Below are 25,697 nucleotides of genomic sequence, written 5' to 3'. Positions count from 1 at the left end.
CACAGCATGATTCTGATCACCGGTGCCACCGGCAATGTCGGCTCCGAACTCGTCGCCCTGCTCGCCGCGGAGAACGTCCCCGTGCGGGCCATGACCCGCTCGCCCGGCAAGGCGCGCTTCCCCGCCGGCGTCGAGGTCGTCGCCGGCGACTTCGACCGGCCTGACAGCCTCGTCGGCGCGATGGACGGCGTCGACCGGGTCTTCGTGCTCCCGCCCGGCTACGGCTCCGACGGCCCCGTCCAGGAACGCGCCCTGGCCGCCGCCGCCGCCCAGGCCGGCGTCTCCCACCTGGTCAAGCTGTCGACCAGCGGCGTCACCTTCGACGCCACCGACCCCATCAGCGCCGGCCACCGGCTCGGCGAACAGGTCGTCGAAGATTCCGGCCTGTCCTGGACGATCCTGCGCCCCGGCACCTTCATGGTCTACCTGTACGGCTACGCTCCGACCATCGCCGCCGAAAAGACCATGTACGTCACCGAAGGCGACCCCGTCTCCGCCATGATCCACCCCCGGGACATCGCCGCCGTCGCCGCCCACGTGCTCACCACCCCCGGCCACGAAGGCCGCGCCTACACCCTCACCGGCGGCCAAGCCCTCTCACCGCGCCAGCAGGCCGACACCATCGGCCAGGTTCTCGGCCGGCCGATCAGGCTCGTCGAACGCACCCGGGCGGAGGCCCAGGCCGAGTTCGACCGGCTCGGCTGGTCCGGCCCCCGTCTGGAGGCGCTGCTCGAACTCAAGCGCCAGTCGGCCGCCTGGGACTTCACCGTCTTCGACACCGTCGAGCAGCTCACCGGCAGCGCGCCGCTGACTCTGCACGACTGGGTCTCCGAGAACAGCCACCTCTTCGATTGAGTGCCGCCTGCTACGGCACCAGCACCAGCCGGCCGCGCAGGCCGCCTTCGGCGAGCCGTCCGTGGGCCACCCCGGCCTGGTCCAGCGGGTAGGTCTGCGCCACGCGCAGTGTCAGATGTCCCTCGTCGACCAGCCCGACCAGCTCGGCGAGCCGCGTCCCGTCCGGGTTCACCTCGATGGCGCCGGCGCGGATGCCCCGTACCCCCTCGGGCTCCGCGCCCGGGATCACGCCCGCGTATGCGCCTCCGTCGCGCACGAACTCCAGTGCGGGGGCTCCGATCACCGCGGCGTCCAGCACGCCGTCCACCTGTGCGGGCGTCGCCGTACGGGCGACGAAGTCCTGGGCGCCGAGCGAGCGGACGAGGTCCTCGTCGGCCTCGCTCGCCAGCGCGGCGACCTTCAGGCCCCTGTGGTAGGCGAGCTGGACGGCGTAGCCGCCGAGCGCGCCCGCCGCACCGGTGATCAGCACGCTGTCTCCCGGCTCGAGCGCGAGCAGGTCCAGAGCCTGGGCGGCGGCCAGGGCGTTGAGCGGCAGCGTCGCGGCGAGCACGGCGTCGGCGGAGCGCGGGGCGGTGGCCACGGCGCTCGCGTCGATCACGACGTACTCGGCGTGGGTGCCCAAGGGCTTGCGGTGGCCGTAGGCGAGGCCGACGACCTCGTCACCCACCGCCAGGTCCGCCGCGCCCTCGCCGACCGCGTCAATGGTCCCGGCCACGTCCCAGCCGAGGCCGAGCGGCGTGCCGTCCCCGCCGAAGACGCCGACACGGACGCCCGCGTCCACGGGATTGAGCGCGGCGGCCGCCACCTTGATCCGCACCTGGCCGCGGCCCGGCTCGGGCAGCGGGATCTCGGCGATCTCGACGACGTCGGGTCCGCCGAAGGTTCTGACAATCGCGGCACGCATGGTCAACAGAGCTCCCTTTCGTTGGCGGTGTCTCCGCACGGCAACGAACCTAGGGAGTGTTACTCTCTCTTGGGAAGTACGTACTTCAGAGTGCGTACCCGACCCGGAGGTGAGCCATGGCGACCCTGACCGCCGCCGAGCGCCGAGACGAAGAGCGTCTCGCCTACGACGCGTTCATCAAGGACTGCCCGACCAGCCAGTTGCTCGCGCGGATCAGCGACAAGTGGGTGAGCCTGATCGTGAGCGCGCTGGATGAGCGGAGCCCGATGCGCTACAGCGACCTGGGCCGCCGGATCCCTGGCGTGAGCCAGAAGATGCTCACCCAGACGCTGCGCTCCCTCGAAAGGGACGGCATCGTGGCCCGCGCGGTGACGGCGTCCGTGCCCGTGCGCGTGGACTACGCGCTCACCGACCTGGGACGCAGCCTGAGCTGCCTGCTCTCCGCTGTGAAGGACTGGGCCGAGAACCACATCGAGCAGGTCAACGCGGCCCGCGACCGCTACGACGAGGCAGGCTAGCGCACGCGGACCGCCGGCCCTCCCCTCCGACCGGTGAGCCCCGCTCCGTGGCCTGGATTTGCCGGGTTGACCGTCCGCACGGCGTTTCGTACGTTCCGCGTGGGCCGCCTTTCGGGCAGTCCGGACCGGAAGGGGTTGCGATGGCCGCCGAGCTGGAGCCGAACGTATCGTGGCCGGACATGGTGCCGGGGCCGCTGGGCACGCCGCCGCCGGGGTTCGCCCGCAGGCGCGAGTCGGGCCCGCTGGAGCCGGCGGCCATGCCCAGCGGCGACCGCGTCCCGGTGGCCGTGAGGTACGAGGACGTCCGCGCCCTGCTGGCCTCGCCCACGTGCAGCCGCAATCTGCGCCTGCCGGGGTTACCGCGGCTGGTCAGCGGCATCGGCATCGACGACGATCCCGACGCGCTGATCAATCAGGACCCACCGGAGCACACCCGCTACCGCCGGATCATGCAGGGCACGTTCACCCCGCGCCAGATCGAACCCTGGCGCCCCCGCATCGCGAAGATCGCCGGTGACCTCCTCGACGGCCTGGGCGACGACTTCGACCTGGTCCAGGGATACGCGCTGCAGCTTCCCGGGCACGTCATCTGCGAGATGCTCGGCGTGCCGCTGGACCGATACGAGCAGTTCTGCCGATGGACGGACATGTTCCTGACCACCTCCACGGCTACGGAGCAGGCGCGCTACGAGGGCTACACCGAGTTCATGGCCTATGCCGCCGAGCTGGTCGCCCAGCATCGCTCCGAGCCCGGCGCGGACCTCATCGACCTGCTGATCCAGGCCAGGGACGAGGACGACAGCCTGTCGGAGGGCGAGCTGGTCAACACCGTGTTCTCTCTCATCACGGCCGGTCACGAGACCACGGCCTCGATGATCGCCCGCGGCGTCTTCCGGCTGCTCCTGCACCCCGAGCAGTGGGCCGAGCTGGTCGCGGACCCGACCCTGACGGCCGTCGCCGTGGAGGAGATCCTGCGCTTCGACGGGCCGCCGGCCAGCGCCTTCATGCGCCGGATCACGAAGGACACCGACATCCCCAGCGGCTCGCTCAGCGCCGGCACGGTCGTCATGCCGAACCTGAACGCGGCCAACCACGACCCGCAGGCCTTTCCCGAGCCGGGCCGGTTCGACATCCACCGCTTCACCGACCATCCGCCCCATCCGCATGTGGCGTTCGGGTACGGCCCGCATCGCTGCCTGGCCGCCAGCCTCGCCAGGGTCGAGCTCACCGAGGCGATCAGGGCCCTGGTCACCCAGCGGCCCGCCCTGCGCCTGGCCGCCTCGGCCGAGTCGGTGACCTGGACCGACGGCCTGGTCTACCGTCCGGTCGCCATGCACGTCACCTCGGAAGGGTGACGCAGGCCGCCTCCGTGGCCGACGGTCGTCCCCGCGCTAGGTCCTGGTGAAGCGTGCCGCGGGCGCGCCGAGCAGCCTGCCGGGCGGCAGTTTCCTGCCGCAGATCGCCAGCAGCAGGTCCTGGGCCGAGCCGTGGACCGGCGTGCCCGCGCCGAAGGTCCAGTCGAGGTCGTCGGCGCGGAACTCGACGCCGTCGAGGTCGACGCCGAAGAACGCGACGCTCCTGTCGGAGGGCTCGCCCGGCAGGACGGGCCGCAGCCGATCCTCGGGGACCTTCCGATCCAGGCCCAGAGGGACGGTGATGTCGAGGCCGTGGATCAGGTCGTGGGCCAGCGCGCCCTCGTAGCCGCCGACCGGCGGCTTCCACGGGTGGTTCGCGTTGCGGCTCAGCGAGGTGGTGAGCTGCTCGGGCGTCATCTTGCCCGCGTCCCGCCTGGCGAACCTGTCAGCCGCCTTGTTGAAGTCGCCGCGCGCCATGAGGATGCCGAGCCCGACCTTCGGCAGCGAGTACCGGAAGGCCATCGTCAGGTGGGCCACCACCTCCCGCACCCGCCACCCGGCGCACAAGGTCGGCTCGTCCCACTGCTCGGGCGACAGGCCGGCGAGCACGGCGGCGAGATCGCGACGTTCAGCGGCGATGGCCGCTCTGATGTCGTTCATGGGTTCCCCTTCCAGGAAGTCCTTCGCCTCAACGACGAGCGGGGAACGGCCGGAACGACACGACGCGGCCGGGAATTCGTGAGATCGTCGCGGTCGCCGGCGGACCGCTCGTCGGCGCCGCTGCGCGTCAGGCCACCGGAGGCCGGTGCCACATCGTCAGCCGCATCAGCCTGAGGTAGCCCATCGCCTCGTAGACGGGCCGGCCCTCGTCACTCGCGATGAGCATGGCCGGTTGATCCGGCTCGACGGCGGTGGCCGCCCAGGTGAGGGCCGTGCCGATGCCCCGGCCGCGATAAGCGGGCAAGGTGGACACCCATTCCACATCGACGATGCCGTGCCCGAGCCGGGCGCCGGAGGTGGCGACAGGCTGATCGCCGACGTAGCCCACGAACAGCTTGACCGGCCCCCGCAGGACCCGTACGTCGCCGAATATCGTGCCTTTCGCTTCCGGCATCGGGTACGCCTCGACGAGGGTGCCGACGAAGTCATCGAGACCGAGCCGATCCGCGACGGGGACGATCCTGAGCGTCTCGGGAACGGCCGGCCGCGTGCCACCCGGCGGGCGCAGCATGAGCGGAGGATGGCCCATCAGCTCCAGGCCCTCCCCGGAGAGGTCCGGCGTCGGCCAGACCGACAGGAACACGAAGTGGCGCTCGGGCGGGTAGAAGGCCAGCAGCCGCCGCAGCGTGTCCGCCAGATCGATGTACGCCGGCGGCCGCAGCAGCACCGCGGCATTGTCGAACAGGACCTGGGAGGCGGGATCGGCGACCGCGAGATCCTCCCAGCGTTCGGCGCGCCCGCCCGCGCAGGCCGCGACGAAGGCGTTCCGGTCAGCATTGGCCAGCACGAACCTGCGCACCAGGGAGTCGCCGGCATCGAGATCCGGCTCCCAGCCATGGGTGAGATGCTCATCGGACACGCATCACACCTGCCCTCTCGTCCGGTGACGAGGATCGGTCCAAGGCCGAGTCTAGCCTTCCGGCATGGTCCGGCCCATCGCTCTCCGCCCGCCCGACGGAGGGTTCCGTTGAAATATATGGCTTGCCATGTATTATCCATGGCAAGCCATATAAATCGGAGGACGCCATGAAGGCGAAACAGATCCGTACGATTCAGCGCGCCGTGCATCTCGCCACCGGGCTGGCGATCGCGATCTACATCTACCTCGCGCCGCCGGCGGATTCCCCCGCGCACACGGCGATACGCTGGTTCATCGTGCCCGTCCTCGTGGCCACCGGGGTGGCCATGTGGCAGTGGCCGCGCATCCGCCGCCTGATCCGCGCAAAGGAACGTGTGTGACGTCACTGCCCCGCCAGTCATCCCTCGGTTACCAGGTCAACCATCTGGCCAGGCTGCTCGCCAACGGCCTGCGGGTCAACATCGCGGACACCGGCGTGACGCCGGGGCAGTTCGCCCAGCTCCTGGCCCTCTACGAGGAGGACGGACTCACCCAGCAGGAGCTGTGCGACCGGGTCAGGATCGACCAGTCCACGATGGCCCACACACTGCACCGCATGCAGCGTGACGGGCTGATCGTCCGCGCCACCGATCCCGAGGACCGGCGGCGCTCCCGCTACACGCTCACCGAGCGGGCGCGCCGGATCCAGGACGCTCTCACACAGGGCGCGAGGGCGGCGAACGCGCGGGCGCTCCACGGAATCGACCAGGAGGAGATCGACGCCTTCATGCGGACCCTGGACCGCATGATCGCCAACCTCGAGACCGGTCAGCCGTAGCGGCCGCCGCGGCTGATTGACTTCGACGGCACCACCGGCGTCAGCGAGTCGGCGGTCGCACGGCTTCTCCCGCATGAGCGAAAGCGACGTTGGAGGGCAGGCTCACGTCGACGTCACCGGCTGGGGGTGAGACTGCCTGACCGGGGTCAGCGCTCCCGCCAGGGCGATCGCGACGATGGCGACGCCAACGGCCAGCGCGATCTCCGGTGCGCCGTAACGGGAGGCGCCCAGTGTGAGGAGGGCGGCGCCGATCGGGCCGAGCGCGAAGTGGATCGTCCAGAAGGCCGAGGTGACCCGGCCGAGCAGGTGGTCGGGGGTGATCTCCTGGCGCAGCGACTGCGAGCAGATCCCGCCGATGGCGGAACCGAACAGGAAGCCTGCCATGATCGCCGCGATGCCCGGCACTTCGGGGGCCAGGCCCGTGCAGGCGACAGCCGTACCCGAGACGGCGACCCCTGCGATCCACGTCGGGCCGAACCCGAGCCGTCCCCTGACCCTGGCCACCACCGCGGCCCCGGCGAGCGACCCGACCGCCGCGCAGGCGAGCACGACGCCGACGGCGTCGTCGTTCTGGCCGAGGTCGTGCTTGAGGTAGTAGATGACGATGTCGTCCAGCCCCGCGGTGAGGAAGATGAAGAACGTCAGCAGGATCGTCAGCGAGCGCAGCACCGGGTGGCGCCAGAGGAATCGGGCGCCGTCGAGGAAGCCGCCGCGCTCGGCGACCGGCGCCTCGGCCGGGCGCAGCCGTACGAGACAGAGACCGAGCGCCGAGATCGCGAAACTCGCCGCGTCGATGCCGAGCGCGACGGTCGGACCGAAACGCTGAGAGGCCAGCCCGGCGAGTGCGGGACCGCCGACGCTCGCGGCGGCGTAGACCGCGTACAGGCGGCCGTTGGCCTGGGTGATCTGGTCCTTGTCGACCAGGCGCGGGACCACGGTGACGTAGGTGACCTGGAAGACCATCCCCAGGGCCGCGCCCAGCGGAACGATCACGTACAGCAGCCAGATCTGCGGCGCGAAGATCCAGACCAGGGGAACCAGCGCGTAGAGGGCCGCCCTGGCGATGTCACAGGCGATCAGCAGCCGCCGCCGGTCCAGACGGTCGGCGGCGAGCCCGGCGAACGCGCCCGCCACCAGCGACGCCACTCCGGACAGGCCGGTCATCAGGCCCATCTGCACGATGGAGCCGGTCTCGCGCAGCACCAGCAAGGGGATGGCGATCATGGAGAAGGAGTCGCCGGCGACCGACATCGCCTGGATCACCAAAAAGAGGGAGTAGTTCTTGTTGCGCCACAACGACACGCGGCTGCCTTTCGAACGGACCGAAAACGTCAACCCACAGGCTGATCAGTCATTCGCCCGGAGTCCACTCATTTACTACGGCGACGCGTCGAGGTAGGCGAATATCACCGACGCGATCGGCGGCCCGTCCGAGAGAACGTGGCACCGTGAACACCTTCGCGGACCTGGCCGAGATCCTGATGCGCGTCCGGCACGCCGACGGCTCCTGGTCGGCCAGGCCGATCTGGGTCGTCGTGGTCGACGACGAGGCCTACGTCCGCTCCGCCTTCGGACCTCGCGGCTCCTGGTACCGCAGGGTCCGCGCCGGCGCCGTGACCGAGATAGCGGCGGCCGGGCTGATCCTTTCGGTTCGCCTGGAACCGGTGGAGGATCCCGCGCTCGTCCAGCGGGTCTCGGACGGCTACCGCGTGAAGTACGCGCTCGGCTGGCCCGGCCCGGCCGAGACGATGGCCGGGAGCGAACCCGCCGGCACCACCATGCGCCTGCGCGCCTCAGCGGATCTCGGGCAGGTCCCTGAGCTGCTTTCGTGAGGTGAGGCCGAGCTTCCTGAAGATGTTGCGCAGGTGGGCGTCGACCGTACGCGGGCTGAGGAACAGCCTGGCGGCGACCTCCTTGGAGGTCGTCCCGTCGGCGACCAGGCGGGCGATGTGCACCTCCTGCACGGTGAGCTGCTCGCTCGCCTGCGAGGAGCGGCTGCGGGCGTGCTCGCCCGTGGCGCGCAGCTCACCCGCGGCGCGACCGGCGAACGCCTCGGCTCCGATGTCGGACAGCAGGTCGTGGGCGTGGCGCAGCCGCTCGCGGGCTTCTCGCCGCCGTCCCTGGCGCCGCAGCCATTCGCCGTAGAGCAGGTGTGCCCTGGCGCGGTAGACGGCCGCGCGGCAGCCGTCGAGTCGCTCGATCGCCTCCCGGTAGGCGGCCTCGTCTTCGGTGACCAGCGCCCTGGCGTACGCCTCCACGCCCAGCCCCCAGTCCACGCCGCCTGAGCGGGTGCGCTCGGTGAAGGTCTTCAGCGCCGACGCGGCCAGTTCCCGCTCTCCGCACCGGACCGCCGCCTCGACCAGCTCGGGTAGCGCCAGCCCGGACAGGCCCAGGTCGTCGTGCGCGACGGCCTGGCGCGCCGAGTGCAGCGCGGCGGGGTAGTCGGCCAGGCCGTTGTTCAGTACGGCCGCCGCCCACCGGACGCTGAGGCTCATCCGCTGGCTCGCCGCGAGAACGGTCTCGAACAGCTCGGTTGCCTCCTGCCTGCGCCCACGCAGGGCGGCCAGGTGGAGCCGTGGGTACACCAGCGGCGCCGCGCCGGTGGCCTCGGCGATCGCCTCCTCCTCCGAGATCATCTCCATGGCCTGACCGAAGTGGCCCGCGTGTGCGGAAGCGGTGGCCAGCATGGCCAGGCCGATGGGCAGGCTGTGGAACGAGCCGGACTCCCTGCCCGCTTCCACCACACGATCGGCGATGCCGATGAGGGCCTCGAAATCCCACATCTCCACTGAAAGCAGGAATCCCAGCGACGGCCGCCGGGTCCACACGTCGTCGTCGATGGTGGCGATGATCGGCCGCAGGACCGCGGCCGCGGCCTGGTGGCCCTCGGTGGACAGGCGGACCAGGCCGTCCAGCACCGCGTCGGCGCTGGAGGGCGGCTGAGGAGCGGGAGGGGCGGCGCGGGCCGCGTCCGCGATCGCGCCCGTTCCGCCGATGAGGACGCCCATCTCGAGCGCGTCCAGATAGCAGGCGCGTGACCACGCCGGATCGGAGCCCGCCAGCCGGTCGGCCGCGCGCAGCAGATGGGTCAGGGCTCCGCCGCTCCCCCGGTGCCTGGCGAAGCTGAGCCGGCCGCGCAGCAGGTCGATCCTGGCGTGTTGCGGCTGATCGAGGGGGCCGGTCTCCGCGGTGGTGAGCAGCTCGGCCGCCACGTCGAAGGCGCCGACCGCGAGTTTGGCCTGTGCCGCGGCGAGCACGCGTTCGACACGCAGGTCCGGAGTGAGGGTGAGCGCCGCCGACCGCTCGAGGAAGGCCGCCGCTGCCGCCACCCCGCCGCGGGCCTGGGCGCGGGCCGCGGATCGTTCGAGCTCGGCCGCGACGTCCTCGTCCGGACCCGCGCTCGCCTGGGCGCGGTGCCAGGCCAGCCGGTCCGGGTCGGCCACCGGATCGGTGGACGCGGCCAGCGCGTGGTGGGCCCTCCTGCGCTCCTCCAGGCCCGCGGACCGGTACACCGCCGATCGCGCGAGGGGGTGGCAGAAGCGGATGCGGGTGCCGAACTCGATCAGAGCCGAGGCCTGCGCGGGTGCCGCGCTCGTGGCGTCCAGCCCGAGCAGCTCGGCGGCCCGCCACAGCAGGGCCGGGTCACCGACCGGCTCGGCCGCCGCGACGGTCAGCAGCAGCCGCGCTCCCTCGGGCAGCCGCTCCAGGCGGGCCTGGAAGCTCTGCTCGATCCTGCTCGACACCGGTGCCGCGTCGGGCATGGCGAATCCGCCCGCCAGCCCGGTCAGCCCCACGCTCCGGGGCAGCTCCAGCAACGCCAGGGGATTGCCGCGGGCCTCGGCCAGGATGCGAGCGCGGACCCGCTCGTCAAGCGGGGCGCGCACCTCGGCTGCCAGCAGCGCCCGCGCCTCCGCCTCGCCCAGCCCTTCGACGGTCAGGCCCGGCAGCCGGTCGAGTTCCTGCAGCCGGCTCGGCTCGCGCGACCGGCCGGGTTCAGGGAGGCGGCTCGGCTCCCGCAAGGAGAACACCACGGCCACCCGCTCCGCCGACACCCTGCGGGCGAGGAAGGCCAGCGCCTTGGCCGAGGCCTCGTCCAGCCACTGCGCGTCGTCGACCACGCACAGCAGCGGACGTTCGCGCACCGTCTCGACCAGCAGCCCCAGCGTGGCGATGCCGACCAGGAACGGGTCGGGCGTGCCCGTGGCCAGGCCGAAGGCGACCTCCAGGGCCGTGCGGTGCGCGGCGGGCAGCGCCGTGAGATGGCCGAGCACCGGCGCGCACAGCTGGTGAAGGGCGGCGAACGGCAGCTCCATCTCGAACTCGGCGCCGGAGGCGCGCATGACACGAAATCCGGACGCGGCCTCCCGCACGTGCCTGAGCAACGCGCTCTTGCCGATGCCGGGCTCGCCGCGCAGGACCAGCGCCCCTCCCCTGCCGCGGGCGGCCTCGTCGAGCAGGGTGTCGAGCCGCCGGATCTCGTCCCGCCGGCCCACGAGAGACGCTGTTCGCATATTCAAGGATTTCACGATCCCGCCCGGTTTCGTCCGCGGCTGTCCGGCGTGAGCGCCGGCCTCGGGCCCGCCGTACGGAGTTCAGGCACGATCGCCTAGCCTGCGATGCCCTGCGCGAGATAGGTGATTTCTACCGACGCGAGGCTCAAGGTCCCGATGCGACCTTGAGCACATGAACAGCCCTCCGCTCCAACGGACCCAGGCGTGGCTGCCGCTGGGGGCCCTGGCGACCGCCCAGTTCCTCGTCGTGCTGAGCACCTCGATCGTGAACGTCGCGCTCCCGGAGATCCGCACCGGCCTCGGGTTCTCCCCTGCGGGGCTGTCGTGGGTGGTCAACGCCTACGTGCTGGTGTTCGGGGCGCTGCTGCTGCTCGGCGGCCGGTCCGGCGACGTGTACGGCCTGCGCCGCGTCTTCCTGATCGGCACCGGCCTGTTCGCGCTCTCCTCCCTGGCCGCCGCGCTCGCCACCGGGCCGGCGACGCTGATCGCGGCGAGAGCGGCCCAGGGGGTCGGAGCCGCCCTGCTCGCGCCGACCGCGCTGGCCCTGGTGCTGACCCTGTTCCCCGGCGGGCAGGGCCGCGGCACGGCGCTGGGCGTGTGGGGCGCGGTCTCCGGCGCAGGCGGCGCGGCAGGAGTGCTGCTGGGCGGCCTGCTCGGCGACCTCTACGGCTGGCGGTCGGTGTTCTTCGTCATGGTCCCCCTCGCGGGGGCGGTGATGGCGGCCACCCGGCTGCTGGTGGCCGCCGACCGGCCGCGCGGCGGCCGCCTCGACGTGCCGGGCGCGCTCGCGGTGACGGGAGGCCTGGTCGCGCTCACGTACGGCCTGTCCGCGACGAATTGGCTCGCGATCGCCGCGGGGCTGCTGCTTTCCGGCCTCTTCGTGGTCCTCCAGCGCCGCTCGGCCGATCCGCTCGTGCCGTCGCGAATCTTCACGGTCCCGTCGGTGGCGGCGGCCAACCTGCTCATGGCGCTGCTCGGCGCGGTCTGGCTCGGACTGTTCTTCTTCCTGCCCCTCTACCAGCAGCGGGTCCTCGGCTACACGCCGATGGAGGCCGGCCTGACCCAGCTGCCGCTCGCCCTGATGATCACCGTCTCCTCGTGGGCCACGCCCCGGCTGGCCGGACGACTGTCGGCCAGGATCCTGCTGGCCGGCGGGCTGCTGACGCTGGCCGCCGGGCTGGCCTGGCTGTCCCGCGCCCCTGCGGACGGCAGGTTCCTCGCCGACCTGCTCGGCCCGTCACTGCTGGTGGGCGCCGGGCTGGGCGTGGCCTTCGTCCAGCTCACCGCCCTGTCGTCGACCGGTGTCCCGGCAGCCGACAGCGGCCTGGCCGGAGGCCTGATCAACGCCACCCGCCAGATCGGCGGCGCGCTCGGGCTGGCCCTCCTGACCATCGTCTCCGCCATCGGCGGGTACGGCGGGGCGTTCCTGGCCTCCGCCGCCATCACCCTGCTGACCGCCCTCCTCTCCCCTGTCATCATCCGCGACTGAAAGGACCGGCTCACCATGAGCGACCTGCCCGTGCCGTACATCACCGGCCACTTCACCCCCGTCACCGACGAGATCACCGCCCGCGAGCTGACCGTCCACGGCACCCTTCCGCCGGAGCTGGACGGGCGCTACTTCCGCAACGGCCACAACCCCAAGCCGGGCGTCACGCCCAGCCACTGGTTCAGGGGCGAGGGCATGCTGCACGGCGTGCGCCTGACCCAGGGCAGGGCCGAGTGGTACCGCAACCGCTGGGTGCGCACCCCGTTCCTGCACGGCGTGCCGTTCACGGGGACCGAGCTGGAGGTCAGCGCCGCGGCCACCAACATCATCTTCCACGGCGGCCGCTACCTGGCGCTGCAGGAGGCCAACCTGCCCTGGGAGGTCAGCGCCGAGCTCGACACCATCGGCCCCTACGACTTCGGCGGCAAGCTCACCAGCGCGATGACCGCCCACCCCAAGGAGGACCCGGTCACCGGCGAGCTGCACTTCTTCAGCTACAGTCCGTTCCCGCCCTACCTGACCTACCACGTCGCCGCCCCTTCGGGTGACATCATCCGCTCGCAGGTCGTCGACGGCTCGGGACCGTCGCTCATGCACGACTTCGCCATCACCTCCGAGCACGCCGTCTTCCTCAACTCCCCGGTCGTGTTCAACCACGCCGAGCACTCCGGCATCCCCTACCGCTGGCACGACGACGTGCCGTTCAGGATCGGCGTGATGCCGCGCACCGGCCATGGCCAGGTCACCTGGTTCGAGGTGGAGCAGGCCGCGCTCCTGCACGTCACCAACTCCTACCTCGACCCGCAGGGGCGCGTGGTGCTCGAGGGCCCGCGCTACGACCGCGCCTCCTGGGAGAACTCGTGGAAGTGGTGGATCGGCGCGCCCGGCTACGGCACCAGCCCCGACGCCGGATCGACCTTCCACCGCTGGATCCTCGACCCGGCCACCGGCAAGGCCACCGACGAGCCCCTGGACGACCTGGCCACCGAGTTCCCCTCGATCAACGACGCCCACACCGGCCTGGTCAACCGCTACAGCTACGCCATCGCCTTCCCCGGCGCGGGCCTGTCCGGCTACCACACCGTCAAGTTCGACAACGCCACCGGCCGCAGGGAGCTGCTGTTCCACGGCGAGCACCGCATGCCAGGCGAGGCGGTGTTCGTCCCGGCCGAAGGCGCCACCGCCGAGGACGACGGATATCTCCTCACCATCGTCAGCGACCTGAAGGCAGACGCCTCCCAGCTGCTCGTGCTGGACGCGAGCGACCTGAACAACGACCCCATCGCCACGGTCGAGCTGCCCCGCCGCGTTCCGGCGGGCATCCACGGCCACTGGATCCCCGACACGAAGGACTCGCTGTGATCACCGGAATCGACACCGCCGCCGCCATCGTCGTACGGCGCGGCACGAAGATCGAGGCGCCCCTGGAGCGGGTCTGGGACCTGCACACCGACGTGAACTCCTGGCCGTCGTGGCAGTCCGACATCACCGCCGCCGGTCTCGAAGGCCCGCTGGCGCCCGGCTCGGTGTTCCACTGGAAGACCGCCGGGTTGAGCATCGACTCCACCGTCTACGCGATGGAGGCGCCAGGCCGCATCCTGTGGGGCGGCACCGCCCACGGCATCACCGGCATCCACCTGTGGACGTTCGCCGAGGAGGACGGCGTGGTGCACGCGCACACCGAGGAGTCGTGGGACGGCGAGCCGGTCCGCGCCGACGTCGAGAACCTGCGCGCCGCACTCGACGGCTCGCTGGCCGCCTGGCTGGACCATCTCAAGAAGGCGGCGGAGAGCGCCTGACCACACGCCGGAGGGTGCTCCTGCCCAGCCGAGCCGCACGCACGGCCGGGCGAGCACCCGGGGCTCGCGGGAGCCCGACCGGGACCTGCCCGAGGCCGTCGAGGCTTGCCAGGGCAGGCTCCCACTCGGCGTTCATGCCCACCCATCCGAGCCGCAAACGACCGCCCGGCCAGACCGCGTCCTCAGGCGGTGAAATCGTGTCTCGTCCCCCGGGGCCAGCCGGGATCGCCGTGCCGTACGAACCCGATCCAGCGACGCTGCACCTCCTCCACCAGCATGGCGGGAAGACGGCCGTGGAGCATCGGCGCGTCCCGCCACGGCAGGGGGTCGCCGAAGACGAACGGCAGCTCGACGCAGTGGCACGCGCCGTACGGGCTGCCGTCGGGATGCCAGTCGAAGCGGTACAGCCACGCCGGGTTCCCGCCCTCGGCGAGCAGCTCGGCCAGCCTGAGCATGGGCAGGAGGAACTGGTCCTCGGTGACGCGTGCGCTCGCCGCGTCGAGTCCGAAGAACGCCGCCGCCTCGTCCCTCGTGGTGCCCATGAGGATCGCCACACCGTCGGCCGCCCGCGTCCCCGCGGCGGTGACCGGGTCGGCGGCGACCAACTCGCCGTCCGCGACCAGTTGGAACGGCGGGACGACGTCGAGCGGGCGGGCGGTCCTGCGGGCGAGCTCCTGCTGTGCCGCCAGAAGCTCGGCCACCGGCAGGTCGTGCAGCCGTCCCGCTGTGACGCCGAGGACGTCCAGATAGCTCCCGCCGATCCGGACCGCGTCCTCAGGTGAGCGCGGGAGCATGCCGGCGGGCGTGCTCTGCAGGATCGCGCGGTGGAAGAGCCCGGCGGCGCCTGCGGTGCCGGACAGCAGCGCCAGGATCGAGAACGCGCCCGCCGACTGGCCCGCCACCGTCACGGCGTCCGGGTCCCCGCCGAACGAGGCGATGTTCTCCCGCACCCAGCGCAGCGCCGTGAGCTGGTCGAGCAGCCCGAGGTTGCCTTCGCTCACCTCCGGCAGGCGCAGGAATCCCAAGGCGCCCAGCCGGTAGTTGACGGTGACGACGACGAGGTCGCCGCGCTCGGCGAGCACGGCGCCGCCGTACCAGGCGAAGCCGCCCGAGCCGCTGGAGTAGCCGCCGCCGTGCAGGAACACCAGGACAGGACGCGGCCCCGAGGCGGCGCTCGGCCGCCACACGTTCACCGACAGGCAGTCCTCAGACTGCTCCGGCTGCTGCGGCCCCATCACGCGCTCCAGCCGGGAAGCGGTCTGCGGCGCGGCCGGACCCGGCGCGATCGCCTCGCGTACACCCGGCCACGGCTCGGGGGGACGCGGGCGGCCGAATCGGTCGGCCGTCGCGTACGGGACGCCCAGGAACGCCGTAACCGCGCCGCGGGTCGCGCCGCGCACCCGCCCTGCCGCCGTCTCAACGATCATCGGCCGGTGAAGAAGAGGCCCGCGCCGAACGCGTCGCCGGCGGAGACGTAGAAGCCGTCGCCCGCCGCCCGCGTGGCGATCCCGTTGCCTTCCACCAGCGTCCTGGCCGCTCGCACATCGCGCACCACGATGGACATGGCGGCCAGGTACGACGGCGCGGAGGAGGCGTCGCCGGGAATGGTCTCCTCGGCGGCGGAGGCCGAGATGATCTCCAACCGGCCGGCGCGCAGGTCCAGGACGTGCCGGTTCCCCTCTCTTCGCGGGGCCGTGTCCAGGATGCGCGCATAACGTTCGACGTGCGTCTCCACCTCGGCGTCCGCGGCCACCATCAGCACGCCGCCGATGGCCTGCGCCCCGTTCGGGTGCTCGAGATAGCGGGGCTGGTGCAGGTACTCGGGCGTGAGCTGCTGGGCGATGCCGACGTAGCCCTGCGGGGTGAAGCGCGGGTCGATGTGCAGGGCGCGCGCCCGCATCGTGCGCGGGCCTTCCACGGTGTCGACCTCGCGTTCCAGGGAGCGCACGCCGAGGATCGGCACGCCGGCCTCGGACAGCCGAAAAACCTGAGCGTCGGCGTCGTCCGTGCCGACGTAGAAGATCCGGAACCCGTCGGGCACCTCCTTGGTCCGCCAGGGGTCCGGCGCCGACTCGTCGACGATGCCGAGCAGCTCGATGTAGGTCTCGCCGAACAGGGCGCACCGGTTGGCGGTGCCGCCGAGGACAGGCGGCTCGCCGGGACGCTCGCTGAGCAGGTGCCGCGAGCGCGGGCTGAGCGTGAAACCGAGCGCCTCGTAGCGCTCCTCGAGCTTGTCGAGGTCCCGGCTCAGGATGCCGGTGTGATCGATGCGGTGGATGTCGTGTGCCATGCCCATCAGCGTGCCCGGCTCGTGGGGCCTGCGTCCTCGGCGGAACGCCCGGACGCCGCATCCGGACATTGTTCTAGGGTGTCGGGGTGGAATCGGTCACGCTGGACGACCTCGATCGGCAGTTGCTGCACGCCCTCCAGCTCGACGGCCGGGCATCGTTCAACCGGATCGCCGGTGTCCTGGGCGTCCCCGAACGCACCCTCGCCCGCCGCTACAGCCGGCTGCGCTCCTCCGGCGCGGCCCGGGTGTCCGGCCTGGTCGACAGCCGAAGGATCGGGCGGCCTGAGTGGTTCGTCCGCATGCGCTGCCTGCCTGACGGCGCCTCCGCGGTGGCGCGGACGCTGGCCCGGCATCCCGACACCTCCTGGGTGACGGTGCTGTCCGGCGGCAGCGAGATCTCCTGCCTCCTGCGCGGCGCCGAACACCTGCGCCTGGACGGGCTCGCCCGCAGCCCCCGCGTCGTCTCGGTCCAGGCGCACCGGCTGCTGCGGCCCTTCATGGACGAGGACAACTGCTGGGGCGCCCGCGTCTCGGCGCTGACCCCCGAGCAGGCCGAGGCGCTGCGCCCGGACTATCCCGCCGTGGGCGCGGCGGTCGCGCTGACCGAACTCGACCGGAAACTGCTGCCCGAGCTGTCGGTGGACGGCCGGGCGCCCTTTCCTGTGCTCGCGCGATCAGTCGGCTGGTCGGAGTCGGCCGTACGGCGCCGCCTCGAACACCTGCGCAGGGCCCGCACGGTCCTGTTCAGCGTGGAGACCGACATCCGCCTGTTCGGCTTCACCATCGAGTGCATGCTGTGGCTGAAGGTCGCGCCCGGCCGCCTCACCGACGTCGGCGAGACGCTCTCCCGCGACATCGAGGCCGCGTTCGTGGCGGCCGTCACGGGCACGGCGAACCTCATGGCGTACGTGGTCTGCCGGGACGCCGACGCCCTGTACGCGTACCTCACCGGACGGGTGGGCGCGATGGACGGCGTGCAGGACATCGAAACCGTGCCGATCACCGGGTACGCCAAGCGCGTGGGCGCCCCTGTGGCGGGATGATCGGCGACGCGAGGCGCCCCGGTCAGGAGGTGGCCCAGCTGATCTGGCCGCGGAGCCTGGTGGCGGCGCCACCCTCGTGGCCGTTGAACGGATGCACGGTGATCTCCGCCGTCCCCGCGTAGGCGTTGAACGCGGCGTAGACCGTCGACGGCGGGCAGACCTGATCCATGAGGCCGACCGAGAACAGAGCCGGTGCGGTGGCGCGGGCGGCGAAGGTGACGCCGTCGAAGTAGGAGAGGGTCGCGAAGACCTGGTCGATCTGGTGCCGGTTCGCCGCGCAGAACCTGGTGATCTCGGCGTACGGCTCGGTGTCGACCAGTTCCACGGCGCGCCGGAAGTGGCACAGGAACGGTACGTCGATGAGGGCGCCGGCCAGGTCGGAGCGCAGCCCCGCGACGGCCAGCGCGATGCCGCCGCCCTGGCTGCCGCCGGCGACCAGGACGCGGGCCGCGTCGACGGCGGGATGGGCGCGGGCCGCGTCGACCGCGCGGACGGCGTCGGTGTAGAGCCTGCGGTAGTAGTACGCGGCCGGGTCGAGGATTCCGTGGGTCAGCATTCCGTGGGTGGCGCCGTGGGGGTCGGGGGTGGCCCCGGCGTGTTCGGCGGAGGCGGTGCCCTGCCCTCTGCTGTCCATGACGAGAGTGGCGTAGCCCGCCGCGGGCCAGGTCAGCCAGGCGTAGGGCTCGCCCCGGCCGCGGCCGTACCCCAGGTACTGCACCACGCAGGGCATGGGCTCCGCCGTACCGGCGGGGAGCAGCAGCCAGCCGCGGATCGGATGGCCGCCGAACCCGGCGAAGGTCACGTCGAAGACGTCGACGAGGGACAGGCCCACGTCCACCGGTGTGAAGACCGGCGCGATGGGGCCCGGTGCGGCGAGGGTCGCCTTCCAGAACTCGTCGAAGTCGTCCGGCGAGGGAACGGCGGGCCGGTAGGACCGCAGGCCGTCGAGAGGGAGATCGAACAGCGGCATGGAGACTCCCGTGGATCAGGTGAGGTCGTAGACAGTGCTCGCCGTCCCGTGGAGCACGGCGGCGCGTTCGCTCGGCGACAGCCGGAGAGTTTGCAGGTCACGTTGGGCAGCCGGGCGAGCGCGCGGATCCGGGTCGACCAGTTTTGTCCCCGCCGGGCGAGGCGGCCAGCGCGTCCAGCTCACCTGCCAGGCCGGGGCCGGCGAGATCCGCCCATCCGACGACACCCGCCACGAGAGACGACGCGGCCGCCATGGCGAGGAACTCTCAATTCTTGACGGTGACGGCAATGCCGTACCTCTCCTGGGCCGCCCAGACGCCGGGGATCTGGTTCGGGTAGGTGATCGGCTTGCCCGCCGTGGCCTCCACCCAGACACCGAAGTTCATGATGGCGATCACGCTCGGGTGTTTCTTGGCGGCGTCGAAGTAGACCTGCTGGACCGCCTCGATCTTCGCGGGGGTGTCGTACCGGCCGGTGTAGGGGGCGACCTCCGTCGGTGGGAAGAGGTAGGTCCGCTTCGAGCCGCCCATCATCCGCTCCAGAGCGCCGAGCAGGTAGTCGAGCCTCGCCGCGTCCGCGTTGTAGTCGTCGACGCCGACCCAGTCGACCTCCGCGGGGATGTACGTGGCCGGGTTCACGTCTCCGGCGGCCAGAGTCAGCATGATGGGGAACGGCCCGAATCCGGATCCGGGCGCCATCGACGCCTTCACCGCGCCGGCCATGGTCTGCAGGTCGGTGTTGGTGACGCCGTAGACCTGGGGCTCGTCCTTCAGGTAGATCGCCCTGATCCGGTTCTGGTACGGCTTGACCATCTCGACGAACGCCTTCCATCTGGTCAGCTGCGGATCGATGGGGCAGCTGCCGTCGTGGCAGGTCGAGGGCGGGAAGAACTCCTCACCCACGTACAGCGCGCAGGAGTGGGGCGGACAGCCGGCCAGCTCGGAGACCGAGTACCCGGTCCCCGGGTCGTTCCAGTCGGGAGAGACGCTGATCCAGTGGAGGTTGGCGAAACCGGTGACCTCGGGCAGGTGGTTGCCCCAGCTCTTGAGCGCGCGGGTGGCGAAGTAGCCGTAGTACTCCAGGCCGGGGTAGGGGTCGACGCGGCTGACGGCCAGGTCGTCGACGGTGCTGACCTGCTTGTCGTTGCTGACGTAGGCGCCCAGGTAGAGGTACGGCTTGGCGATGGAGGCGCCGAGGTGTGCGGTGCGGGTCGCGCCGTTGACGGTGACGGTGACCGACGGATCGGCCTTGGAGGCGTCGGTCACGGCGATGGAGACGTGGAAGCCGTCGTCGGCGCGCGTCGTGGTCAGCGGGGCGCTCCACAGCGCGGTCCCCGCGCGGAACAGCTGGACCTCGCCGTTGCGAGCCACCGTCAGTCCCAGCTGGACGTTGCCGTTGGTCACGTAGCCGGTGGAGTCCGCCGCCCGCGACAGCATGATCGAGCTCCAGTCCCCCGGCGTGCCGCGCAGCTTCGGGTCGGGGTCCACGGTGGCCGAGACCGTGTAGGCGTCGTTGACGTCCGGCGCCACCGGCGCGTCCAGCCGTACGGCGGAGCGGCCCAGCGCGAAGGACAGCTTTCCGGGGTAGTCGGGGTGGTTGACCTGCGAGTAGTACGGCGGGGGCGGGTCGAAGGAATACCAGTTCCCCGACACCCGGGTGTACTTCTCGTTGCCGAGCGGCGCCTGCCTGGCGGTCAGCGCGTCGTTGAGCCCGTACCCGGGGTCGACGTCTTTCGCGCCGTCGAAGCTGTCGGCGAATCGGGAGACGCGGCTGACGGCCAGGTCGTCGACGGTGCTGACCTGCTTGTCGTTGCTGACGTAGGCGCCCAGGTAGAGGTACGGCTTGGCGATGGAGGCGCCGAGGCCGGTGGTGCGGGTGGCGCCGTTGACGGTGACGGTGACCGACGGGTCGGCCTTGGACGCCCCGGTCACGGCGATGGTGACGTGGAAGCCGTCGTCGGCCCGCGTGGCGGTCAGCGTGGAACTCCACAGCGCGGTCCCTGAGCGGAACAGCTGGACTTCGCCGTTGCGCGCGACCGTCAGCCCCAGCTGGACGTCCGCGCTCGTGACGTATCCCACCGAGCCGGACGTCCGCGACAGCATGATCGAGCTCCAGTCCCCCGGCGTGCCGCGCAGCTTCGGGTCCGGGTCCACGGTGGCCGAGACCGTGTAGGCGTCGTTGACGTCCGGCGCCACCGGCGCGTCCAGCCGCACGGCGGAGCGAGCCAGCGCGAAGGACAGCTTGCCGGGATAGTCGGGGTGGTTGACCTGCGAGTAGTACGGCGGAGGCGTGCCGGTGGAGGTCCACGACCCCGACACCCTGGTGTAGGTGACACCCCGCGCCGTCCCGCCCTGCCGAACCCCCAGGGAGTCGTTGAGCCCGTAGGTGGGGTCGGTGTCGCGCGCCCGGTCGAAGCCGTCGGTGAGCTGAGGGGCCGCGGCGGCGTCAGCGGCGGCGGCCGGGAGAACTGTCAGGCAGGAGGCGAGCAGGGTCAGGCATAACAGGGCGCGCTTCATCGGCCGGCCTTTCCTAGGTCGTGGCGGGCGAGCAGGGCGGCGGCGGCCGCGCCGTCGCCCGAGTGCGTGATCGGCGCCGCGGGCCAGCGCTTGGCGGTCGGCCGTCCCACGGCGACGGCGAGCGGGCTGCCGGCGGCGAGCAGGCCGCCGCCGAGCACGATGGGCGAGTCGTCGGCCGCGTCCCTGACGACGTCCAGAGTGGTCACGAGGTGGGCGGCGGCCCGGGTGAGGATGTCCACCGCGTCCCTGTCGCCTTCGGCCGCGGCCTGGAGCACTGCGGGGGCGAGCGCGGCCGGCGCGGTCACCGGGGCGGCGTGCACCGCTTCGACCACCCTCCCGACGGCGGCACGATCGGCGGGGCCGCCCCCGGCGAGCCGCTCCAGCACGGTCATGGCGAGCGGCGGAGCGAGCCCGCGATCGATGGACCGCAGCGCGTGCCGCACCGCCTCCCTGCCGATCCAGACTCCCGACCCGAGGTCGCCCAGCAGCCAGCCGTGGCCGTCGGCGGTCCGGGTCGCCGTGCGGTCGACGATCCGGGCGGCGGCCGCCCCCGTCCCGCTGACCAGGACGCTGCCCGAGGCGTGGTGCGTGCCGGCGACGAAGGCGAGCTCCACGTCGCTCACCAGCCGGGGCCCGCGGCCCAGCCCCAGCCGGGCCCAGAGCCGGTCGAACTCCGCCGTGTAGCGACCCATCCCGCCCGCCAGGCCGATCACCCCGGCGCGCACGCGGGCCGGGTCCAGTCCGGCCAGTGCCTCACGGACGGTGGCGCCGATCACCTCCACGGCCGCGGCGCCGTGGGCGACCGGATTGCCGCCGCCACCCGTCGCCCTGGCGATCACCGTGCCCTCCAGGTCGGCGACCAGCGCCCTGGTGGTGCTGCCGCCCACGTCCAGCCCGAGGGTGAGGGTCATTTGAGCGCCCCTTCCGTCATGCCGGCCTGGATGTGCCGCTGGAACACGATGTAGACGGCGAGCATCGGAAGGATCGACATGCTGAGCGCGGCGAACAGAGCGCCCCAGTCTGCGCTGTAACCGGTGGCTGTCGAGATGTCGGCGATGCCCTGTGTGAGCACCCACTTGTCCCGGGCGTTGCCGCTGAGCAGCACCAGCGGCAGCTGGTACTGGTTCCACTGCCCGAGGACGTTGAAGATCGTGATGCCGGTCAGAGCGGGCCTCGCCATGGGAAGCATCACCCGGAAGAAGATCCGTGAGTGCGAGGCGCCGTCCATGAACGCCGCCTCGGCCACCGAGGTGGGCAGCGTCTTGAAGAACGCGGTCAGGAAGAACACCGTGAAGGGCAGCGAGTAGGCGATGTACACCAATACCAGGCCGCCGTGCGTGTCCAGGCCGATGAACGGACCGATGACCGGGATCGAGCCGGTGTTCTTCACCACGAAGAAGAGCGGGGTGAGCGCCAGGTAGACGGGGAAGGCCATGCCGGAGACCAGGAGCAGGTAGATGGCGCCGCTGCCCCGGAAGGGATAGCGGGCCAGTACGTAGGCGGCCATCGAGCCCAGCACCATGGTGCCCGCCGTGGAGAGCAGCACGACGATCACGGTGTTGACCAGGTAGGTGCCGATGTGCGCCTGGTCGACGGCCCTGGCCCAGTTGTCGAGCCGGAGCCTGGCCGGCAGCGTCCAGGCGGGGCCGAAGATCTCCGCGGTGTCCTTGAAGGACGCCAGGAAAGTCCAGAGCATGGGGACGATCACCAGGATCGCCCAGAGGATCAGCGCCAGGTGCGCCAGCCGCCCCAGGCGGAGGGACGCCCGCGGGGCGCGGAGCGGGCGGGCGGTGCGCTGCCGTACGGCGGGATGGACGTCAACGGCCATCGTCAGTACTCCAGTCGGTCGCGCCGGGTCAGCCGCAGGGTGAGCGCGGCGAAGGTGATCGTGCAGAAGAACAGGGCCACCCCGATGGCCGACGCGTAACCGAACTTCGCGTAGCCGAAGGCGTTGCGGTAGACCTCGTTCGCCAGCACGGTGGTGCTGTAGTCGGGGCCGCCGTGCTCGGCCGACAGCACGAACACGATCGAGAACGCGTCGAAGGCGGCGACTCCCAGGTAGACCCAGCCGACCTGTACGGTGTGCCGCAGCAGGGGCAGGGTGACCTGGAAGAAGGAGGCGGCGCTGCCCGCGCCGTCGATCTGCGCGGCCTCGTGCAGTTCTCTGGGGATCGCGGCCATGCCGGCGGAGAACAGCACGACGTAGAAGCCGACCGCCTGCCAGACCAGCACCCCGAGAACGGACCACAGAGCCAGGCCCGGGTCGGTGAGGAAGCCGACGGGTTCCAGGCCGAGTTGCATGAGCAGCCCGTTGACGACGCCGCTGCGGTCGGGGCGGAGCACCGACTGGAACATCACCGCGATGATCGTGACGGATAGGACCTGGGGGAAGAAGAACACCACGCGGTAGAAGCGCGACCCGCGGATGCCGGTGCCGGGGCGGTCGCCTCCGGCGTTGAGCAGGTAGGCGAAGAGCAGGGCGAGCCCGAGGGTGATGACGGGAAGGCAGGCCAGGAGGATCGCGTTGTGGCTGATCGCCTTCCAGAAGACGGGATCCTCCAGCAACCGCCGGAAGTTCGCCAGCCCGACGAACTCCGGCCGGGCGTCGATCCCCCGCCAGTCGGTCATCGAGATCTGGAACGCCTGGGCGTACGGGGAGATCACGTAGACCACGTAGAGGAGGACGGGCACCGTCAGGAAGCCGATGACGAAGCGCCGCCGTCCATGTCGCACGGCGGGCTACCTCGAGAACTTCTTGATCGAGGAGTCCTTCTTGACGGCGTCGGCCTTGCGCTGCAGCCGCTCCACCCACTGGTCGGCGGTGATGCCGCCGGTCATGAGCTGGCCGGTGGCGGCGTCCAGCTCGGTGGCGATCTCCTTGTACCACTCGTGCACACGCCAGTTGACGAGGTCTGTCCCCGCCGTGGTCAGCGCGGCCGCCGCGCTCTTGAGCCCTGGCTTGGCGTCGGCCGGCAGCGCGGCCCCGCGGACCGTGGTGAGCGTGCTGACCAGGCCGCTGTACCTGCCCGCGCCCTCGCTGGACACCATCGTGCGCAGGTACTCCATGCCCGCCGTCGGGTTCTTGCTCCTGGACGCCACGATGAACCCGGCGCCGGGCATCGCGTGCAGCGCGGCGTGCGGGAGTGCCTCGCCGGCCTCGAGCGCCGGGACCGGGAACATGGCGTAGCCGAAGTCGGCCGGGGCGACGTCTTTCTGCTCGTTCTCCAGCCAGGAGCCGTTAGGGATCACTGCGACCTCGTAGCCGTTCTGCCTGGTCTGCGACTCGGTGTGGTTGAGACCCTCGCTCCCCTGCAGCAGGTAACCCTTCGCGTGCAGCTCGCCGAACGCGGTGGCCGCCTTCCTGAGCGCGTCCACCTTCCAGGCGCCGTCCTCCAGGTTGTCGACGTTCCTCATCACATCGACCCCGCCATGCTTGACGGCCATCGTCAGGATCGCCTCCCAGACGTAGCCGGGATACTTTCCCGCGTAGGCGAACGGCGCGATGCCCGCCTTCTTGATCTCGCCGCAGAGGACGAGGAACTCGTCCCAGGTGGTGGCGGGCTTCCAGCCCTTCTCGTCGAAGAGCTTGCCGGAGTACCAGAAGCCGAAGATCATGAACACGTACGGCAGGCTGTACGGCTTCCCGTCGAACGAGCCGGCCTCGATCGCGACGGGCAGCAGGCCCTCGCGTACCTTCCTGCCAGGGTCGTCCCATGAGGGGGCGTCGAGGAGCGGCGTCAGGTCCTGCACCTGACCGCCCTGCACCAGCGCCGCCAGGTCGAGCGCTTGGGCGCCGTCGTTGTTGATCACCTCGGGCGGGTCGCCGCCGACGAACCGCGGCTGCAGGGTCCCGGAGATCTCCTTGGTGCTGACGTGCTTGAGCCGCACCTTGGGGTGCCTGCCAAGGAACATCGGCTCGTGGATCTTGGTGGCGTAGGCGTCGCCGAATCCGCCGTCGAAGATGACGATCTCGAGGGGGCCGTTCTCGTCCATGCCGAGCGGGTTGGCGGCGCTGATCGCGCCCGTCATGGCCGGCTTGGGCGCGCCGGCCGGGTCTCCGGGCGTGGCGCAGGCCGCGGCCAGCAGGCCGGCCCCTGTCAGGGCCGCTCCGCGCAGGACCTGACGCCGGGAAAGATCTTTCATGGTCGTTCTCCTGGGGTTACCTGGTGGTCCGGCGGATGCGCCCGTCGTACCGTTCTTCGAGTCGGCGGTTGTGGTCGTCGCCGCCCTGGACGTTCGCCGACAGGTACACCGGCGGCCGCACGCCCGACTCCTCCATCCGGCGCACCACCTCGGCCACGATCTGCTGGGCCAGCAGCGCGCCGGTGATGGAGGAGACCCCGCACACGTGGCCGCCGTCGCGCAGCGGGATGATGGCGTCGCCGTACGGTGCGCCGTTGTCCAGCACGATGTCGGCATGGTCGGCCAGGTGCAGCCCCGACGGGTGCCGGGAGGCCATCCGCCCGGAGTGCTCGGCCGAGGTCACCGCGATCAGCGCGTGGCCCCTGGCCTTGACGAGGGCGGCGAGTTCGACGATCGAGCCGTTGACCCCCGAGTTGGACGCGATGACGAAGACGTCGCGCGGGTGCGGCGCGGCCAGCTCGTAGAGCCGGCGGGCGGCGCCGGGATCGCGTTCCAGCAGTGGATCGGTCAGCACGTCCGGCGCGGCGCCACCGCGCAGCACGAGATCGCGCAGCTCGATCCGGTTGGCGGCGACCAGCCCGCCCGCTCTGCCGGTCAGCTCCAGGGCGAACGCCTCGGAGTGGCCGCTGCCGAAGGCCTGGAGGACGCCTCCGGATGCGATGGCGTCGGCGATGAGCCCCGCCGACTTGTCCACGAGCGGCGCCTGGGACGCGCTCACCCTGGCCATGAGGTCCTGAAGCACGTCCAGATAGGCGGCCGCAGAGACGGAAGACATCGACACCTCGATCACATAGCGATCAATTTTTCTCTGTGGCCGCTAAGATGCGACCACCAGACCCTGGTCGTCAAGAGGTTCGCCGTCACGGATTCGCCATTGACGACCTACGTAGTGAATAATTATTCTCCACA

Annotated in this window: 24 protein-coding genes; 10 read left to right on the top strand and 14 right to left on the bottom strand. The window is 71.4% G+C overall.

Annotated elements, in window-relative coordinates; genetic code table 11:
• Positions 1 to 6 precede the first annotated feature (6 nt).
• Positions 7 to 855: an SDR family oxidoreductase gene (locus tag AB0B45_RS36050; RefSeq protein WP_358140011.1), complete on the top strand. Its 849-nt coding sequence runs from the start codon at positions 7 to 9 to the stop codon at positions 853 to 855.
• A 10-nt stretch (positions 856 to 865) separates the two neighbouring features.
• On the opposite strand, the gene AB0B45_RS36045 is transcribed toward AB0B45_RS36050, so the two are convergent.
• On the bottom strand, positions 866 to 1,759 hold the full coding sequence (locus AB0B45_RS36045) for an NADP-dependent oxidoreductase (protein ID WP_358140008.1): 894 nt from the start codon (positions 1,757 to 1,759) through the stop codon (positions 866 to 868).
• A 116-nt stretch (positions 1,760 to 1,875) separates the two neighbouring features.
• Between AB0B45_RS36045 and AB0B45_RS36040 the strand changes: the two genes are divergently transcribed.
• Together AB0B45_RS36040 and AB0B45_RS36035 are read left to right on the top strand one after the other, a co-directional pair.
• Positions 1,876 to 2,277: a helix-turn-helix domain-containing protein gene (locus tag AB0B45_RS36040; protein ID WP_358140005.1), complete on the top strand. Its 402-nt coding sequence runs from the start codon at positions 1,876 to 1,878 to the stop codon at positions 2,275 to 2,277.
• A 140-nt stretch (positions 2,278 to 2,417) separates the two neighbouring features.
• Positions 2,418 to 3,632 (top strand): cytochrome P450, encoded by a 1,215-nt coding sequence (locus tag AB0B45_RS36035; protein ID WP_358140002.1) that lies wholly within the window; start codon positions 2,418 to 2,420, stop codon positions 3,630 to 3,632.
• A 36-nt stretch (positions 3,633 to 3,668) separates the two neighbouring features.
• On the opposite strand, the gene AB0B45_RS36030 is transcribed toward AB0B45_RS36035, so the two are convergent.
• Together AB0B45_RS36030 and AB0B45_RS36025 are read right to left on the bottom strand one after the other, a co-directional pair.
• Positions 3,669 to 4,292, bottom strand: a complete 624-nt coding sequence (locus AB0B45_RS36030; protein ID WP_358139999.1) for a maleylpyruvate isomerase family mycothiol-dependent enzyme — start codon at positions 4,290 to 4,292, stop codon at positions 3,669 to 3,671.
• A 127-nt stretch (positions 4,293 to 4,419) separates the two neighbouring features.
• Complete coding sequence (locus AB0B45_RS36025; protein WP_358139996.1) at positions 4,420 to 5,211, bottom strand: GNAT family N-acetyltransferase; 792 nt, start codon at positions 5,209 to 5,211, stop codon at positions 4,420 to 4,422.
• Positions 5,212 to 5,378: 167 nt separating this feature from the next.
• Here AB0B45_RS36025 and AB0B45_RS36020 point away from each other — a divergent pair, with 167 nt between their 5' ends.
• Entirely contained in the window at positions 5,379 to 5,591 is a 213-nt protein-coding gene (locus tag AB0B45_RS36020) for a hypothetical protein (RefSeq protein WP_358139994.1), read from the top strand.
• Positions 5,588 to 6,028, top strand: a complete 441-nt coding sequence (locus AB0B45_RS36015) for a MarR family transcriptional regulator (RefSeq protein ID WP_358139991.1) — start codon at positions 5,588 to 5,590, stop codon at positions 6,026 to 6,028. The genes AB0B45_RS36020 and AB0B45_RS36015 overlap by 4 nt, the downstream gene beginning before the upstream one ends.
• 102 nt (positions 6,029 to 6,130) lie before the next feature.
• Here AB0B45_RS36015 and AB0B45_RS36010 read toward each other — a convergent pair whose 3' ends face one another.
• Positions 6,131 to 7,330 (bottom strand): MFS transporter, encoded by a 1,200-nt coding sequence (locus AB0B45_RS36010; RefSeq protein ID WP_358139988.1) that lies wholly within the window; start codon positions 7,328 to 7,330, stop codon positions 6,131 to 6,133.
• A gap of 146 nt (positions 7,331 to 7,476) precedes the next feature.
• On the opposite strand from AB0B45_RS36010, the gene AB0B45_RS36005 reads away from it, so the two are divergent.
• Positions 7,477 to 7,860: a DUF2255 family protein gene (locus AB0B45_RS36005; protein ID WP_358139985.1), complete on the top strand. Its 384-nt coding sequence runs from the start codon at positions 7,477 to 7,479 to the stop codon at positions 7,858 to 7,860.
• Here the strand turns inward: AB0B45_RS36005 and AB0B45_RS36000 are convergent.
• Positions 7,822 to 10,539 carry an AAA family ATPase gene (locus AB0B45_RS36000; RefSeq protein ID WP_358139982.1) on the bottom strand — a complete coding sequence of 906 codons (2,718 nt, stop codon included), beginning with the start codon at positions 10,537 to 10,539 and terminating at the stop codon, positions 7,822 to 7,824. The genes AB0B45_RS36005 and AB0B45_RS36000 overlap by 39 nt on opposite strands.
• A gap of 172 nt (positions 10,540 to 10,711) precedes the next feature.
• Between AB0B45_RS36000 and AB0B45_RS35995 the strand changes: the two genes are divergently transcribed.
• Genes AB0B45_RS35995 through AB0B45_RS35985 form a run of 3 tightly spaced genes read left to right on the top strand, consistent with a single transcriptional unit; the run spans position 10,712 to position 13,827 of the window.
• The gene (locus AB0B45_RS35995; protein ID WP_358139979.1) at positions 10,712 to 12,028 is read left to right on the top strand and encodes an MFS transporter; all 1,317 of its coding nucleotides are present in this window, start codon (positions 10,712 to 10,714) and stop codon (positions 12,026 to 12,028) included.
• 15 nt (positions 12,029 to 12,043) lie between these two features.
• Positions 12,044 to 13,390, top strand: a complete 1,347-nt coding sequence (locus AB0B45_RS35990) for a carotenoid oxygenase family protein (protein WP_358139976.1) — start codon at positions 12,044 to 12,046, stop codon at positions 13,388 to 13,390.
• Positions 13,387 to 13,827 (top strand): SRPBCC family protein, encoded by a 441-nt coding sequence (locus tag AB0B45_RS35985; protein WP_358139973.1) that lies wholly within the window; start codon positions 13,387 to 13,389, stop codon positions 13,825 to 13,827. Before AB0B45_RS35990 ends, AB0B45_RS35985 begins: the two co-directional genes overlap by 4 nt.
• A gap of 182 nt (positions 13,828 to 14,009) precedes the next feature.
• Here AB0B45_RS35985 and AB0B45_RS35980 read toward each other — a convergent pair whose 3' ends face one another.
• Together AB0B45_RS35980 and AB0B45_RS35975 are read right to left on the bottom strand one after the other, a co-directional pair.
• On the bottom strand, positions 14,010 to 15,254 hold the full coding sequence (locus AB0B45_RS35980; RefSeq protein ID WP_358139971.1) for a carboxylesterase family protein: 1,245 nt from the start codon (positions 15,252 to 15,254) through the stop codon (positions 14,010 to 14,012).
• Positions 15,251 to 16,117 (bottom strand): VOC family protein, encoded by an 867-nt coding sequence (locus AB0B45_RS35975; protein ID WP_358139968.1) that lies wholly within the window; start codon positions 16,115 to 16,117, stop codon positions 15,251 to 15,253. Before AB0B45_RS35975 ends, AB0B45_RS35980 begins: the two co-directional genes overlap by 4 nt.
• Before the next feature lie 86 nt (positions 16,118 to 16,203).
• Between AB0B45_RS35975 and AB0B45_RS35970 the strand changes: the two genes are divergently transcribed.
• Positions 16,204 to 17,160, top strand: coding sequence for an Lrp/AsnC family transcriptional regulator (locus tag AB0B45_RS35970; protein WP_358139965.1), 957 nt, complete (start codon positions 16,204 to 16,206; stop codon positions 17,158 to 17,160).
• A gap of 22 nt (positions 17,161 to 17,182) precedes the next feature.
• On the opposite strand, the gene AB0B45_RS35965 is transcribed toward AB0B45_RS35970, so the two are convergent.
• From AB0B45_RS35965 to AB0B45_RS35935, 7 genes are all read right to left on the bottom strand, one after another.
• The gene (locus AB0B45_RS35965; RefSeq protein ID WP_358139962.1) at positions 17,183 to 18,130 is read right to left on the bottom strand and encodes an acetylxylan esterase; all 948 of its coding nucleotides are present in this window, start codon (positions 18,128 to 18,130) and stop codon (positions 17,183 to 17,185) included.
• A 265-nt stretch (positions 18,131 to 18,395) separates the two neighbouring features.
• Positions 18,396 to 20,645 (bottom strand): hypothetical protein, encoded by a 2,250-nt coding sequence (locus tag AB0B45_RS35960; protein ID WP_358139959.1) that lies wholly within the window; start codon positions 20,643 to 20,645, stop codon positions 18,396 to 18,398.
• The gene (locus AB0B45_RS35955; RefSeq protein ID WP_358139956.1) at positions 20,642 to 21,556 is read right to left on the bottom strand and encodes a BadF/BadG/BcrA/BcrD ATPase family protein; all 915 of its coding nucleotides are present in this window, start codon (positions 21,554 to 21,556) and stop codon (positions 20,642 to 20,644) included. Before AB0B45_RS35955 ends, AB0B45_RS35960 begins: the two co-directional genes overlap by 4 nt.
• Positions 21,553 to 22,473: a carbohydrate ABC transporter permease gene (locus AB0B45_RS35950; protein WP_358139954.1), complete on the bottom strand. Its 921-nt coding sequence runs from the start codon at positions 22,471 to 22,473 to the stop codon at positions 21,553 to 21,555. Before AB0B45_RS35950 ends, AB0B45_RS35955 begins: the two co-directional genes overlap by 4 nt.
• Positions 22,474 to 22,475: 2 nt before the next feature.
• The gene (locus AB0B45_RS35945) at positions 22,476 to 23,378 is read right to left on the bottom strand and encodes a sugar ABC transporter permease (protein ID WP_358139952.1); all 903 of its coding nucleotides are present in this window, start codon (positions 23,376 to 23,378) and stop codon (positions 22,476 to 22,478) included.
• A gap of 6 nt (positions 23,379 to 23,384) precedes the next feature.
• Complete coding sequence (gene ngcE / locus AB0B45_RS35940) at positions 23,385 to 24,788, bottom strand: N-acetylglucosamine/diacetylchitobiose ABC transporter substrate-binding protein (RefSeq protein ID WP_358139949.1); 1,404 nt, start codon at positions 24,786 to 24,788, stop codon at positions 23,385 to 23,387.
• Between the two features lie 16 nt (positions 24,789 to 24,804).
• Positions 24,805 to 25,563 (bottom strand): SIS domain-containing protein, encoded by a 759-nt coding sequence (locus tag AB0B45_RS35935; RefSeq protein WP_358139946.1) that lies wholly within the window; start codon positions 25,561 to 25,563, stop codon positions 24,805 to 24,807.
• Between the last annotated feature and the right edge of the window lie 134 nt (positions 25,564 to 25,697).

Origin of the sequence: Nonomuraea sp. NPDC049152, assembly GCF_040648355.1 — a bacterium.
GTDB lineage: Bacteria > Actinomycetota > Actinomycetes > Streptosporangiales > Streptosporangiaceae > Nonomuraea.
Note: the sequence above shows the minus strand (reverse complement) of the source record. Positions and strands in the feature narration are given on the sequence as shown.